The 12919-nt window shown below is 64.0% G+C and carries 14 protein-coding genes; 9 read left to right on the top strand and 5 right to left on the bottom strand.

All coding sequences use genetic code 11. The features are described from left to right. The first annotated feature begins 34 nt into the window (after positions 1-34). Positions 35-1819 (top strand): single-stranded-DNA-specific exonuclease RecJ, encoded by a 1785-nt coding sequence (gene recJ, locus LB515_RS03225; RefSeq protein WP_224706725.1) that lies wholly within the window; start codon positions 35-37, stop codon positions 1817-1819. 26 nt (positions 1820-1845) lie between these two features. Here recJ and LB515_RS03220 read toward each other — a convergent pair whose 3' ends face one another. From LB515_RS03220 to folE, 3 genes are all read right to left on the bottom strand, one after another. Next, on the bottom strand, positions 1846-2811 hold the full coding sequence (locus LB515_RS03220; RefSeq protein WP_140840548.1) for a patatin family protein: 966 nt from the start codon (positions 2809-2811) through the stop codon (positions 1846-1848). An 84-nt stretch (positions 2812-2895) separates the two neighbouring features. Then, positions 2896-3354, bottom strand: a complete 459-nt coding sequence (hisI, locus tag LB515_RS03215; protein WP_224706724.1) for a phosphoribosyl-AMP cyclohydrolase — start codon at positions 3352-3354, stop codon at positions 2896-2898. A gap of 43 nt (positions 3355-3397) precedes the next feature. After that, positions 3398-4030: a GTP cyclohydrolase I FolE gene (gene folE / locus LB515_RS03210; protein WP_095765060.1), complete on the bottom strand. Its 633-nt coding sequence runs from the start codon at positions 4028-4030 to the stop codon at positions 3398-3400. A 237-nt stretch (positions 4031-4267) separates the two neighbouring features. Between folE and LB515_RS03205 the strand changes: the two genes are divergently transcribed. Next, positions 4268-4714, top strand: a complete 447-nt coding sequence (locus LB515_RS03205; RefSeq protein ID WP_140627330.1) for an iron-sulfur cluster assembly scaffold protein — start codon at positions 4268-4270, stop codon at positions 4712-4714. Positions 4715-4723: 9 nt separating this feature from the next. On the opposite strand, the gene LB515_RS03200 is transcribed toward LB515_RS03205, so the two are convergent. Further along, on the bottom strand, positions 4724-5629 hold the full coding sequence (locus LB515_RS03200) for a LysR substrate-binding domain-containing protein (protein WP_224706723.1): 906 nt from the start codon (positions 5627-5629) through the stop codon (positions 4724-4726). A 92-nt stretch (positions 5630-5721) separates the two neighbouring features. Between LB515_RS03200 and LB515_RS03195 the strand changes: the two genes are divergently transcribed. From LB515_RS03195 to LB515_RS03175, 5 genes are all read left to right on the top strand, one after another. Continuing rightward, positions 5722-5925 carry a hypothetical protein gene (locus LB515_RS03195; protein ID WP_224706722.1) on the top strand — a complete coding sequence of 68 codons (204 nt, stop codon included), beginning with the start codon at positions 5722-5724 and terminating at the stop codon, positions 5923-5925. A 16-nt stretch (positions 5926-5941) separates the two neighbouring features. Beyond that, positions 5942-6322, top strand: coding sequence for a membrane protein insertion efficiency factor YidD (yidD, locus tag LB515_RS03190; protein WP_224706769.1), 381 nt, complete (start codon positions 5942-5944; stop codon positions 6320-6322). Positions 6323-6467: 145 nt separating this feature from the next. Continuing rightward, complete coding sequence (blaOXA, locus tag LB515_RS03185) at positions 6468-7280, top strand: class D beta-lactamase (protein WP_224706721.1); 813 nt, start codon at positions 6468-6470, stop codon at positions 7278-7280. A 165-nt stretch (positions 7281-7445) separates the two neighbouring features. Beyond that, the gene (gene thrS, locus LB515_RS03180) at positions 7446-9419 is read left to right on the top strand and encodes a threonine--tRNA ligase (protein ID WP_224706720.1); all 1974 of its coding nucleotides are present in this window, start codon (positions 7446-7448) and stop codon (positions 9417-9419) included. Positions 9420-9502: 83 nt separating this feature from the next. Further along, entirely contained in the window at positions 9503-10444 is a 942-nt protein-coding gene (locus LB515_RS03175; RefSeq protein ID WP_224543704.1) for a lysophospholipid acyltransferase family protein, read from the top strand. A gap of 9 nt (positions 10445-10453) precedes the next feature. Here LB515_RS03175 and LB515_RS03170 read toward each other — a convergent pair whose 3' ends face one another. Then, positions 10454-11419 carry a hypothetical protein gene (locus tag LB515_RS03170; RefSeq protein WP_095765067.1) on the bottom strand — a complete coding sequence of 322 codons (966 nt, stop codon included), beginning with the start codon at positions 11417-11419 and terminating at the stop codon, positions 10454-10456. A gap of 162 nt (positions 11420-11581) precedes the next feature. Between LB515_RS03170 and LB515_RS03165 the strand changes: the two genes are divergently transcribed. Next, on the top strand, positions 11582-12166 hold the full coding sequence (locus LB515_RS03165) for a nitroreductase (RefSeq protein ID WP_095765068.1): 585 nt from the start codon (positions 11582-11584) through the stop codon (positions 12164-12166). Between the two features lie 76 nt (positions 12167-12242). Then, positions 12243-12917, top strand: a complete 675-nt coding sequence (locus LB515_RS03160; RefSeq protein WP_224706719.1) for a methyltransferase family protein — start codon at positions 12243-12245, stop codon at positions 12915-12917. Positions 12918-12919: the final 2 nt, after the last annotated feature.

The raw sequence follows: 12919 nt of genomic DNA, 5'->3' as shown, positions 1-12919 counted from the left end.
TCTGCGCAATGATGATGTGCAGACGGCGCGTCGCATGACGGGCGAGAAACGGTTCTTCCTCGATGTCAGGCAGTCGGCGACCGGTGTTTCCTGGGAACACCGGCTGACCGAGCGCCAGGACATGGCCGCCTTGGCCATGGCGCAGGGCCATGGCGTGCCCGACATCGTGGCGCGGGTGCTTGCCGGGCGCGGCGTCAGCGTGGAGCAGACCGCGCGCTTCCTCGATCCGACCATTCGCGAGCTTCTGCCGAATCCAGCATCGCTGACCGATATGGAGAAAGCGGCGGCGAGGCTGGCCGATGCGGTCGTCGCCCACGAAAAAGTGGCGATCTTCGGCGATTACGATGTCGACGGCGCGGCCTCGTCGGCGCTCATCAAACGCTTTCTCACGCATTTTTCGGTGTCGTCGGAAATCTACATCCCGGACCGCATCTTCGAAGGCTACGGGCCCAATCCGGAAGCGATGCGGGACTTGATCTCGCGCGGCGCGAAGCTGATCGTCACCGTCGACTGCGGCACCAACAGCGCGACGTCGATCGACGCGGCCAGGCAAGCCGGCGCCGATGTCGTGGTGCTCGATCATCACCAGGTCGGCGGTCCGTTGCCGGCGGCGGACGCCGTGGTCAATCCCAATCGCGAGGACGACCTGTCGGGGCAGGGACATCTGTGCGCCGCCGGGGTCGTCTTCCTGTGCCTGGTACAGACGGCCAAAATGCTGCGCGAGAGGCTGCCGAATGCCGCACCGGTCGACCTGCTTTCGATGCTCGATCTGGTGGCGCTGGCGACGGTCTGCGACGTGGTCCCGCTCACCGGCGTCAACCGCGCCTTCGTCGTCAAGGGGCTGCAGGTGTTGCGCCAGCAGAAGAATGAGGGGCTGGCGGCACTGGCGCGGGTCTCGCGCATCGGCGAGCCGATCAACACCTTCCATCTGTCCTTCCTGATCGGCCCTCGCATCAATGCCGGCGGCCGCATCGGCGATGCCGCGCTCGGCAGCCGGCTTCTGGCCACCGACGATCCCGTCGAGGCGGCAGGCATTGCCGAGACGCTGGACCGGCTGAACCAGGAACGGCAGCAGATGGAACAGGAGATGCTGGCGCAGGCGCGCGCCGAGGCCGATGCGGAACTTGCGGGCGGCAACGGCCCGGCAGTCATCGTCACCGCCAGCAACAGCTGGCATCCGGGCATCGTCGGACTGATCGCCTCGCGGCTCAAGGACTATGCGCGCCGGCCGGCCTTCGCCATCGCCTTCAATTCGACCGGCATCGGCACAGGTTCCGGCCGTTCGGTGACCGGCTTCGACCTCGGCCGGCTGGTGCGCGAGGCTGCCGAGGCCGGGCTGATCGTCAAAGGCGGCGGCCACGCGATGGCTGCGGGCATCACCGTCGAGCGCGCCAAGCTCGGCGAACTGCGCGCCTTCTTCGAGGAGCGCGCCGCGGCCGACGTGTTCCGGCTGCAGAATGAGGAGAGCCTGGCGATCGACGGCGCCTTGGCCGCCGAGGGCGCCACGATCGCGCTGCTCGACGCGCTGGAGAAAGCCGGGCCGTTCGGGGCCGGGCACATCGCGCCGGTGTTCGTGCTGCCGCGCCATCGGCTGACCGACGCGCGCGCGATCGGCACCAACCACATCCGCGTGGATCTGCAGTCGCAAAGCGGCGGCAACATCCAAGCCATAGCGTTCCGTGCGGTCGACACCGCGCTCGGCGAATTCCTGTTTAAGAACAGGGGCAGGACCGTGCATATCGCCGGTTCGTTATCGGGCAATTACTGGAACGGCAACCGCATGGTGCAGTTCCGCATCAGCGATGCGGCACTCGCCTGAATCTCAACACAACTCAAGGATTGCGATCAGACCAGGACGGACTGCAGCCGGGTCAGTTCGTTGATCTGGGACTTCGTCGCCTGATAGCCGAGGCTGATCGCCTCGTCGGCGCGATGGAATTCCGTCAGGCCGATATGGCTGAGTTTGGGCTGCAGCGACATGTCCGGCGGATCGCCGGCAAGCCTGGCGCGCGAAATCCGGTCCTGGATGATGTTGAAAGCCTCGACCATGACGCCGGTGATGCCAAGGCGGGTATGATGGGCCTGATGCTCGGGCTGGCCGAGTCTCGGCGCGTCATTCTCCACGACCAGTTCGCCGGCGCTGTGCTTTATCACGGCGGCGCGGCCGAACAGGTCGTAGTGCAGGTTGACGGCGACCACGAGCGGCTGCTCATAGGCGCGGCAGACCGACACAGGCACCGGATTGACCAGCGCGCCGTCGACCAGAATGCGGCCGTTGCAGTTCACCGGCTCGAAAACGCCGGGCAGCGCGTAGGAGGCGCGCATGGCGGTGATCAGCGAGCCATTCGACAGCCAGATCTCATGGCCGGTGCGAATTTCCGAAGTGACGGCGACAAAGGGCTTCGACAAGTTCTCGAAGCGGACGCCGGCCAGATGCTCGCGCAGCCGCGCGTCGAGCTTCATGCCGCCGAACAGGCCGCTGCCGCGCAGATTGAGATCAAGAAGGCCGAAGATGCGCCGCTTGGTCAGGCTTCGGGCAAACTCCTCCAGCTCGTCCAGCTTGCCGGCAAGGTAGCAGCCGCCGACCAGCGCGCCGATCGAGGTGCCGGCAATCATCGATACTTCGATGCCGGCCTCGTCGAGCGCGCGCAGCACACCGATATGGGCCCAGCCCCTGGCGCAACCGCCGCCGAGCGCCAGCGAAATGCCGATTTTCTTCTGAGAGGTCGGGTCAGACGCGCCGCCGGACGATGCCGGGCCATTGGCCTCCCGAACGTCAGGTCTGCTGCGCAATGACGCCCATTCGAGCATCATGATCTCCCTTGTCCCATATCCCTTCTACCAAAAGGATATTTGAGAATAGTGAATCTGAATGGTTTGTGAATATCGAATGGTTCACACCGGCTTCCGATACGTCTGGTCCGCATCGAACAGCGGCTTGCTGCCATCGCCGACAAGCACCGCCTTGCCGTCGCTGAGCCCCACCGTCCGATAAAAACAAGAACGCCGTCCGGTGTGGCAGGTTGCGTCGTGGCCCAACACTTTGACGCGCAACCATATCGCGTCTTGGTCACAATCCGTGCGCATCTCGACGACCTGCTGGAAATTCCCCGAGGTCTCGCCCTTCTTCCACAGCGCTTTGCGCGAGCGCGACCAGTAATGAGCAATGCCGGTCTCAAGCGTCAGCGCCAGCGCCTCGGCGTTCATATGTGCGACCATCAAGAGCATGCCGTCGCCGGCATCGGTGACGACGACCGTGACGAGGCCGGCCGCATCGAAGCGCGGAGAAAGGACGGAGCCTTCCTCCAAGGCTTTCTTGTCGGATGGGGCTTTGGGGAATTGCAGTGCCGACATCGCCGGTCGCTCTTTCTTTCTAGAGGCCGGCGACGGCCGGCGATCAGCCGCCGGCGCGCACCATGGTGACGAAGCGGACCTGCTCCTCGGGCGTGTCCTTGAAGACGCCGGTGAAGGTCGAGGTCAGCGTGGTCGAGTCCTGCTTGCGGATACCGCGCATGGCCATGCACATATGCTCGGCCTCGAGCATAACGGCGACGCCGCGCGGGTTGAGCACGTCCTGGATGACGCCTGCGATCTGCGCGGTCATGGCCTCCTGCGTCTGCAGGCGGTGCGCGAAGATGTCGACGACGCGCGCGATCTTCGACAGGCCGACGACCTTGCCGTCAGGCAGATAGCCGACATGCGCCTTGCCGATGATCGGCACCATGTGATGCTCGCAATGCGAATGGAATTTTATGTTCCTGACGATGACGAGATCGTCATAGCCGGCGACTTCCTCGAAGGTGCGGCCAAGCTCGTCGGCCGGGCACATGTCATAGCCGTTGAACATTTCGCGGAAGGCTTTGGTGACGCGCTTGGGCGTGTCGATCAGGCCTTCGCGGTCCGGATTGTCGCCGGTCCAGCGCAAAAGCGTGCGCACGGCGGCTTCGACCTCGGCTTCGCTCGGCCGGTCGGTGACGGGCTTTTCCAAATATTCGGACGGGGGCATGATTTTCTTGATGACGGCATCCATAAAGGCGTCTCCCGTAGTCCCACTCAAAGGTGGAACGAGTTGAACGGACCACGACCTTTTGGGTGAAAATCGCCCATTTCCATCCCGCAAGCGGCGTGAACAGATGAGCAGGGACAACGGCTTTTTCGTCGCCTTGTCGATGCCCGACTGCGACCATTATATATGGTTCGAGCGGCGCGAAAGGAAGACGCGAGAGCGGCAAAGCCTGTTCGCTTGGCGCCGACGGATTGGAAAAATATGATCGACGACGTCTACAATGCGAAAATTCTCGGTTTCGCCGGGAATATAGGGCGGATCGGCCGGCTCGACGATGCCGACGCGACGGCCAGGGCGCATTCCAAATTGTGCGGGTCGACCGTCACCGTCGACCTCAAGATGGACGGCGACGTGGTGACCGATTTCGCCCATGACGTGAAGGCCTGCGCGCTCGGCCAGGCCTCATCTTCGATCATGGCCCAGCATGTGGTCGGCGCCAGCGCCGACGAATTGCGCGCCGTGCGCGAAACCATGCTGAAGATGCTGAAGGAGAACGGCGCGCCGCCCGAAGGCCGTTTCGCCGACCTCAAATATCTGGAACCGGTGCGCGACTACAAGGCGCGCCATGCCTCGACCATGCTGACCTTCGACGCGGTGGTCGACGCGATCGGCCAGATCGAGAAGAAGCGCGCCGAACAGGCGGCTTGAGCGCAGCGGTCAGGCCGCTCCCCTGGTCACAGCGAACTCGCTTCGTATCCAGTCGGCAAATGCCTTGGCGGGTTCCGGCAGAGTCCGCAAGTTCCTGGCCACCAGCCAGTAGGCGCCGGAAGCGACATCGATGTCGAACGGCTTGATCAAAGTGCCCGACGCGAGCTCCTGGCCGACCTGCAAAAGGTCGCCGAGCGCCACGCCATGTCCGAGCAGCGCGGCCTGTTTCGACAGCGAGATGTCGGCCAGCATCGGGCCACGTGCGGGCACTGCGTCGGCGGGCACGCCGGCGGCCTGGAACCAGCGCGCCCAACCCTGGCGGTTTTCCTCATGCAGCAGCGTGTAATGGCGAAGGTCGATCGGCTTTTCCAGCGGAGGGCCGGAGGCGAGCAGCGCCGGCGACAGGACCGGTGAATCGACAGTCGAGGCCAGGCGCTCGGCCTCGGCACGCGGCCATGACGTGGCGTGGGCGCTAAAACGCAAGGCGAGCTCGGGCTGATCGCTGCGGAACTCGATCAGGCGCGGATCGACCTCTAGCGACACATCGATATCGGGCCGCAATTGGCGGAAGCGATTGAGCCGCGGCACCAGCCATACGGCGGCAAGCGACGGTTCGACGCTGACGCGGACAATCGCCTCCGCGGGCGAGGCTGTGAGCTCCGAAAGCACGCGATCGATGTCGTCGAAGCTTCTGACCAATCGGTCGAGCAGCAGATGTCCCGCATCCGTCAGCTCGACGCGGCGATGGAGGCGCAGAAACAGCGGTCTGCCCAAAAAGGTCTCGAGCTCTCGTATCTGCCGGCTGATCGCGGCCTGCGAGACGTAAAGCTCCTCGGCCGCACGGCTGAAGCTCAAATGCCGGCCGGCAGATTCGAAACTCCTGAGAGCCGTCAGCGGCAGCCGGCCACGCTTCATTCGCATAACCTCAGGTTATCCGAAGCGGAAATTATACTCGTTTGAGAGGGAAGGCCAGTGGCAGTCTAATCGGTGCTCAAAGGAGCACTGCCATGAATCAGTTCCTGGCCATTCTGAGCGACGTCATGCTGATCGCGACGTTTCAGTGGCGCGACACGAGCCGGCACCCCGGCTGGTGCGAGGAAAGGACCGGCAGTTCCATGCGCCAGTGGCCGACCGGCATCCTGTCCGTCGCCGCAGGCCATGAGGGGAAAGGGCGTTGCGTTCGAGGTCGGAAGGACACATCTATCGCGTAGCAAAACAACCGTGGAGATGCGGGTGGGCGACCATCCCGGACATACGCATGCCGGCCGGCCAATCCAGCGCGGGCGCAACTGGCCGGGGCCTTGGCGCAAAACGCCCGGGCGCATCCTGGGGACCTCGCTCGTGCGCCTCTACCAGCTGACGCTGTCCGGCTTTGTCGGCAACAGCTGCCGGCATCTGCCGACCTGCTCCGAATATGCGCATGAGGCGATTGCCCGCCATGGCCTGTGGGCGGGCAGCTGGATGGGACTGTTCCGGGTGCTGCGATGCGGGCCGTTCGGGACGCATGGCATCGACCGCGTGCCGGAGGTGCTTGCCCAGCGCTATGTCTGGTTCATGCCCTGGCGCTATTGGCGGATCGGCAAAAGGCACAGCGAGCCCGAAATCTGATCGCTTCGCCGTCCCGCGCGACGCGGATTTTAACGATCCGGTAGGGTTAACGCGAAGCTGCACGAACACTGCGAATTTGAGACAAAATCGAGACAAGTCGCCTCGCTAAGCCGCTCCTGCAATCTCATTCCGGAGTGACTTCGCCATGCGCCAGATGGACCGCTATCCTTTCATTTTCGCCATCGTCCTTTTCCTGCTGGCCTGGATGCTGGGCTTGCCGGTGCGGGCGCAATCGGCGCCGCTCGGCGACATCCACTGCACGCTGATCCAGGACCAGCAAAGCGGCGCAACACTTTACCAGGACGGCGTCTGCGAGCAGCGCGTCAGCCCGGCTTCTACCTTCAAGGTGCCCCTGGCGCTGATCGGCTACGATGCCGGCATCCTGAGCGACGAGCATACGCCGAGCTGGGAGTACAAGCCGGAGTTCAAGGCGGCGAAGCGCGACCAGAAGACCGTCGATCCGACGATCTGGGAGCGCGATTCGATCGTCTGGTATTCGCGCGAGATCACGCGGCGTCTCGGCGCCGAGAAGTTCGCCGGTTATGTGGCGAAATTCGGCTATGGCAACAAGGACGTCTCGGGCGATGCCGGCAAGGACAACGGGCTGACGCAATCCTGGATCAATTCCTCGCTCGAAATATCGCCGGTCGAGCAGACGGCGCTTCTGCGCCAGTTGCTCGCCGGCAAGATGCCGTTGTCGGCGAAGGCGCATGAGATGACCAGGGCGATCCTGCCGACCTTCGCGGCAGGGGACTGGACGGTGCAAGGCAAGACGGGCAGCACCAGGCTCGGCCAGGACGGCAAGCGCTCGCTCGGCTGGTTCGTCGGCTGGGCCGAGAAGGGGAGCCGCCGCATCGTCTTTGCAAGATTGGTCGTCGATGCCAAGCGTACCGGAGAGCCGAAGGGTCTCGCGACGCGGGCGGCGTTCCTGAAGGATTTGCCCGACCTCATCAAATAGAACAGCCTATCAAATAGATGGCTGGCGGCTTTACGGCGGCGGAAACTCCTCATAAAAGACTGCCGCGCCGGACGCCTCCGGCTAACCCTCTGCAAGCCGCAACGCATCCAGCGACATGCATTTCACCACCCGCGCTCGTTTGCGGGACTGGATAGGAGAACCCTGATGCCGAATTCCGTTTCCCTGACATTTCCCGATGGTTCGGTCCGCGACTACGACGCGGCGCTGACCGGCGCCGGTCTTGCCGAATCGATCTCCAAGTCGCTGGCCAAGAAGGCTGTCGCCTATAGCCTCGACGGCACCATTCGCGATCTTTCCGATCCGCTCGGCACGTCCGGCAAGGTCGAGATCATCACCCGCGAGGATCCGCGCGCGCTGGAGCTCATCCGCCACGATGCGGCGCATGTGCTGGCAGAGGCCGTGCAGGAGCTGTGGCCGGGAACGCAGGTGACGATCGGGCCGGTTATCGAGAACGGGTTCTACTACGACTTTGCCAGGAACGAGCCATTCACGCCGGACGATTTTCCGGTGATCGAAAAGAAGATGCGCGAGATCATCCAGCGCAACAAGCCGTTCACCAAGGAAGTGTGGTCGCGCGAGAAGGCCAAGAAGGTCTTCGCCGAGAAGGGCGAGCGCTACAAGCTCGAACTGATCGACGCCATTCCAGAGGACCAGGACCTCAAGATCTACGCTCAGGGCGACTGGTTCGACCTGTGCCGCGGTCCGCACATGGCTTCGACCGGGCAGATCGGCAATGCCTTCAAGCTCATGAAGGTGGCGGGCGCCTATTGGCGCGGCGACTCGAACAATCCGATGCTGACGCGCATCTACGGCACAGCCTTTGCCGACCAGGCGCAGCTCGATGCCTACCAGACCCTGCTGGAAGAGGCCGAGAAGCGCGACCACCGCAAGCTCGGCCGCGAGATGGACCTGTTCCATTTCCAGGAAGAGGGACCGGGCGTCGTCTTCTGGCACGCCAAGGGCTGGAAGATGGTGCAGAACCTGATCAACTACATGCGCCGCCGCCTCGACGAGCACGGCTATCAGGAAGTCAATGCGCCGCAGGTGCTGGACAAGAGCCTGTGGGAGACGTCGGGACACTGGGGCTGGTATCGCGACGCGATGTTCAAGGTCACGGTCGCCGGCGACGACACCGACGACGACCGCGTCTTCGCGCTGAAGCCGATGAACTGTCCGGGCCATGTGCAGATCTTCAAGCATGGGTTGAAGTCATACCGCGAACTGCCCGTAAAGCTTGCGGAGTTCGGCAATGTGCATCGCTACGAGCCGTCGGGCGCGCTGCACGGGCTGATGCGCGTGCGCGGCTTCACGCAGGACGATGCGCATATCTTCTGCACCGAGGAGCAGCTCGCGGCCGAATGCCTGCGCATCAACGACCTGATCCTGTCCACCTATGCCGATTTCGGCTTCGAGGAGGTCAGCGTGAAGCTGTCGACCCGGCCGGACAAGCGCGTCGGCACCGACGAGGCCTGGGACCATGCCGAGGCGATCATGAGCAACGTGCTGGAGACGATCCGCACGCGCTCCGGCAACCGCATCAAGACCTCGATCAATCCGGGCGAGGGCGCCTTCTACGGGCCGAAGTTCGAATATGTGCTGAAGGACGCCATCGGCCGCGAATGGCAATGCGGCACCACGCAGGTCGACTTCAACCTGCCGGAGCGCTTCGGTGCCTTCTATATCGGCTCGGATTCGGAGAAGAAGCAGCCGGTGATGGTGCATCGCGCCGTCTGCGGCTCGATGGAGCGCTTCCTCGGCATCCTGATCGAGAACTATTCCGGCCATTTCCCGCTGTGGTTCGCACCGCTGCAGGTGGTGGTGGCGACGATCACCTCGGATGCGGACGAGTACGCCTTGAATGTGGTCGAGCGGCTGAAGGCCGCGGGGCTACTCGCCGAAGCCGACCTGCGCAACGAGAAGATCAACTATAAGGTGCGCGAGCATTCGCTCGCCAAGGTGCCGGTTATCCTCGTCTGCGGCAGGCGCGAGGCGGAAGAGGAAACCGTCAATGTCCGCCGGCTCGGCTCCCGCGACCAGGAATCGCTGAGGCTCGACGACGCGGTGAAGCAGCTTTCCGACGAGGCGGTCTCGCCCGACCGCAAGCGTCGCGCAGCCTGACTTACCAGCGCTTCCTTGAATGGCGGTGGCGTGTCCACCGCCATTTTCATATGCCTGTCACGCCAGCCTTGTAACGAGCCGCCATGCTCAAGTTGAAACTGCGGGAAAGACGGTTTCCCGAGCTTTCCTACGCCAACCCGCATCAACCGGTGCTGACGCGCTGGTTCATCCATTCGGTCGAGGGCCTCTCGGGGCGCGACCGCTTCGCCGTGCTCTACGATTTCTGGCGCCGCCAGGTGGTGCCGACAGGCGACCGCGTGTTCAGCCGCATGCTGGAATTGATCGACGTCAAGGTCCGCAACGCCGTGCAATGGCCGCCGCCAGCGCTGCCGGACACGCCGCTGGTCATCGTCGCAAACCATCCCTTCGGCATCGGCGACGGCATTGCGGTGCTGTCGCTGGCCGAGCAGCTCGGCCGGCCGTTCCGGGTCATGATCCACAAGGATCTGCTCAGGATCCGCGAGATGGAGCCCTATTCGCTGCCGATCGATTTTTCCGAGACCAAGGAAGCGTTGAAGAACAACATGGCGGTGCGCCATGAAGCGGTGCGGCTGTTGAAGGAAGGCGTCACCATCGTCGTGTTCCCGGCCGGCGGCGTCGCCACGGCGCCGAAGGGTTTCGGCCGCGCCATCGACCTGCCGTGGAAGATGTTCCCGGCCAAGCTCGTCCAGGACGCCAAGGCCTCGGTCATTCCGATGCATTTCTCCGGCCAGAACGGCCGCCTGTTCCATCTAGTCAGCGGCCCGATGAACATGGCCGAGCGCGACAACCGCGTGGCGAAGTTCATCGGCAAGGCGTCGCTGACGCTGCGCACCTCCTTGCTTATCCGCGAATTCGCCCGACTGTCGGGCAAGGCGATCGAGGTGCGCATCGGCGACGTGCTGAGATGGAGCGACCTCGAGCCGCTGCGCGACCGCAAGGCGCTGCTCGATCGCCTCTATCGCGCGGTCTTCGATCTGGCGACGCCTTCCGCGCAGCGTGGCCGCGTGCCGTTCCTGCCGAAGCGGATGCGCAAGGCGGCCTGATCAGCCCGATCAGTCCGCGCCTTCCTCGGGGTCGATGGCTGAGGATTCGTTGGCCACGACCTCGATTTCCTGGTTCTGGCCGGCAACGACCGTGAAATCCTTCTGGTAGATACGGTCGCGGTTCTTGGCGATGATGGTGTATTGGCCTTCGGCCAGCACCATCGAGGCGAAGGCGCCGACCGCTTCCTTGATCGGATCGCCGCTCTCGTTGAGCAGCGACCAGGACGTGTCGGCGATGGCCTCGCCGCCGGGCTCGCGCACCAGCTTCATCGTCATCTCGGCAGCGCGGTGCTCGACGGTCGCCTCCGTCAGCTTGCCGGCCTCGACGCGGATGTCGGAGCGGATCACGGCGTTGACCGCGCCATAGGTGGAGACGACATGATAGGTGCCGGCGTTCAGCCGCACAACGGTGTTCGGCGCGACGTCGGGGGCGATCAGCGCCCGGTCGCCATTGGCCGCGGCCTGGCCTTCATAGATCGAGAAGCGCAATTTCTTCGGCGGGATGGGCGCGCCGCCCGACGTCACCGCGTCGAGCTTCAGGCCGCCGGCGTCGAGCACAAGGCTTTCGCGCTTTGCCTCCTTGCCGACCGTGATGCGTTTGGTGGCGCCGGCGCGTCCGTAGGAGGCATGGACAAGATAGCTGCCGGGGTCGAGCTGGAACACGGCTGTGCCGCCATGGGCGGATGCTACCATCGGCAGTTTGCCATCACTGGCGGGCTGCGGCCTGAAAACCCGCCAGACGATGCCGCGGGTGATGTCGGCGCCCTTGTCGGTCAACTGCGCCGACAGCGTGATGGCGCCGCCGTTGCCGAGCGCCAGCGGCGTCCCGGCCTTCGGCGTTGCGTAGCTCGAAATGCCTGGAAGCTTGATGTCGCCGATGTCGTTGGCGTTCTGGGCCAGCGCGAAGGAAACCGGCACCGCGAACAACGCAGCGACGAGTGCGATCACGAAAAGGCGCAAGATCCCCTCAAACATGCCTTGCGTTGAAGCCCAAGGCGGTGGCAATTTCAAGGCCTAGAAGCGCGCCGCCCGGCGCGGCGGCTTCTTATCAGGCGCAAAACGCCACCGCCCGAGCCGCCCGACCTCCCGATGGCGTGCTTCAGCTCAAAATCGAATGCCTTCAGGAGACTTGCGCCCATGGCGTCGCCGATCATCGACTTCCTGCTCACCCGCAATTCCGCGCCGATACCCGATCTCAAGGAACCGGCGCCGAGCGATGCCGAGATCGCGACGATGATCGCAGCCGCCTCGCGCGTTCCCGACCACGGCCGGCTCGAGCCATGGCGGTTCATCCTTTATCGCGGCGAGGCGCGTATCGAGATCGGCAAGAAGCTGGCGGCGCTTGCCGAACAGCGCGAGGGACCGCTGCCGGAAGGCCGGCGCAACCAGGAACTGGCGCGCTTCTCGCGCGCGCCGCTGGTGATCGGCGTCGTGTCGGTGCCGAAGGAGAACCCGAAGATCCCGCAATGGGAGATGTTCCTGTCGGGCGGCATGGCGGCTATGAACCTGATGATCGCGGCGAACGCGTTGGGCTATGGCACCAACATGATCAGCAACTGGTATTCCGACGTTCCGGAGGGCAGGGCAATCCTCGGACTGTCGCCGCAGGAGCGTGTCATCGGCTTCGTCCATATCGGCTCCTATCAGGGACCGGCGCCGGAGCGGCCGCGGCCCGATCCGGCAAAGCTCTATGGCGATTATGCTGGTCCCTGGGCCGGTTAGGACCTTTTGCGGGTTTTCGGAGGAACGGCGGCAGCGGGCGGCCAATAGTGGTGGGGGACGTCACGGAAGGTTGGTCATGATCTCGAGATTGGTTTTCCAGACATTCGTATGGTTCGGCATCATGGGCGTGCTGCTGTTTCTGTCGGCCGGCACGCTGCACTGGACCGGAGCTTGGGTGTACATAGTCGTGATGGTCGGGCTGAGCCTTACGATGGGCGTGGCGCTCGCCCGGCGCGATCCAGGCCTGATGAATGAGCGTCTCCGCCCGCCGATCCAGAAGACCCAGACCACGGCCGACAAGATCTTGCTGAGCATATTGCTGCTCGGCATCTTCGCCTGGCTGGCCCTGATGGGGCTCGACTTCCGTTTCGGCTGGTCGGCAGCTCCCGTGTGGGTACGCGTGGTCGGCGCGCTGGTCCTGCTCGTCGGGATCTGGATCTGCTATCTCACGATGCTGGAAAACAGTTTCGCTGCGCCTGTCGTGAAGATCCAGGACGAACGCGGACAGAAGGTGATCACGACAGGCCCCTACAGTTATGTCCGCCATCCGATGTATGCCGGCGCCATACTCTATTTCGCCGGCACGGCGCTGCTGCTTGGTTCCTGGTGGGGACTGGCGTCGGTGCTTGTCTTCATCGTCCTGCTCGGCATCCGCACCTTCATCGAGGAAAAGACGTTGCGAACCGGCCTGCAGGGCTATGACGACTACGCCGCGCGCGTGCGCTACAAGCTGATCCCGATGGTCTGGTAAGC

It is taken from the genome of Mesorhizobium sp. CA15, assembly GCF_020165215.1.
Lineage (GTDB): Bacteria > Pseudomonadota > Alphaproteobacteria > Rhizobiales > Rhizobiaceae > Mesorhizobium.
This window is presented reverse-complemented; position numbering and strand designations above follow the sequence as displayed.

What these genes read in the sequence shown, in the direction of transcription:
- LB515_RS03205 (WP_140627330.1), top strand. Translation starts at nt 4,268, where the DNA reads ATGATCGACGACGTCTACAATGCGAAAATTCTCGGTTTCGCCGGGAAT.
- LB515_RS03200 (WP_224706723.1), bottom strand. Translation starts at nt 5,629, where the DNA reads ATGAAGCGTGGCCGGCTGCCGCTGACGGCTCTCAGGAGTTTCGAATCT.
- LB515_RS03165 (WP_095765068.1), top strand. Translation starts at nt 11,582, where the DNA reads ATGGCGTCGCCGATCATCGACTTCCTGCTCACCCGCAATTCCGCGCCG.
- LB515_RS03220 (WP_140840548.1), bottom strand. Translation starts at nt 2,811, where the DNA reads ATGCTCGAATGGGCGTCATTGCGCAGCAGACCTGACGTTCGGGAGGCC.
- folE (WP_095765060.1), bottom strand. Translation starts at nt 4,030, where the DNA reads ATGGATGCCGTCATCAAGAAAATCATGCCCCCGTCCGAATATTTGGAA.
- blaOXA (WP_224706721.1), top strand. Translation starts at nt 6,468, where the DNA reads ATGCGCCAGATGGACCGCTATCCTTTCATTTTCGCCATCGTCCTTTTC.
- LB515_RS03160 (WP_224706719.1), top strand. Translation starts at nt 12,243, where the DNA reads ATGATCTCGAGATTGGTTTTCCAGACATTCGTATGGTTCGGCATCATG.
- LB515_RS03195 (WP_224706722.1), top strand. Translation starts at nt 5,722, where the DNA reads ATGAATCAGTTCCTGGCCATTCTGAGCGACGTCATGCTGATCGCGACG.
- LB515_RS03170 (WP_095765067.1), bottom strand. Translation starts at nt 11,419, where the DNA reads ATGTTTGAGGGGATCTTGCGCCTTTTCGTGATCGCACTCGTCGCTGCG.
- thrS (WP_224706720.1), top strand. Translation starts at nt 7,446, where the DNA reads ATGCCGAATTCCGTTTCCCTGACATTTCCCGATGGTTCGGTCCGCGAC.
- yidD (WP_224706769.1), top strand. Translation starts at nt 5,942, where the DNA reads ATGCGGGTGGGCGACCATCCCGGACATACGCATGCCGGCCGGCCAATC.
- hisI (WP_224706724.1), bottom strand. Translation starts at nt 3,354, where the DNA reads ATGTCGGCACTGCAATTCCCCAAAGCCCCATCCGACAAGAAAGCCTTG.
- LB515_RS03175 (WP_224543704.1), top strand. Translation starts at nt 9,503, where the DNA reads ATGCTCAAGTTGAAACTGCGGGAAAGACGGTTTCCCGAGCTTTCCTAC.
- recJ (WP_224706725.1), top strand. Translation starts at nt 35, where the DNA reads ATGACGGGCGAGAAACGGTTCTTCCTCGATGTCAGGCAGTCGGCGACC.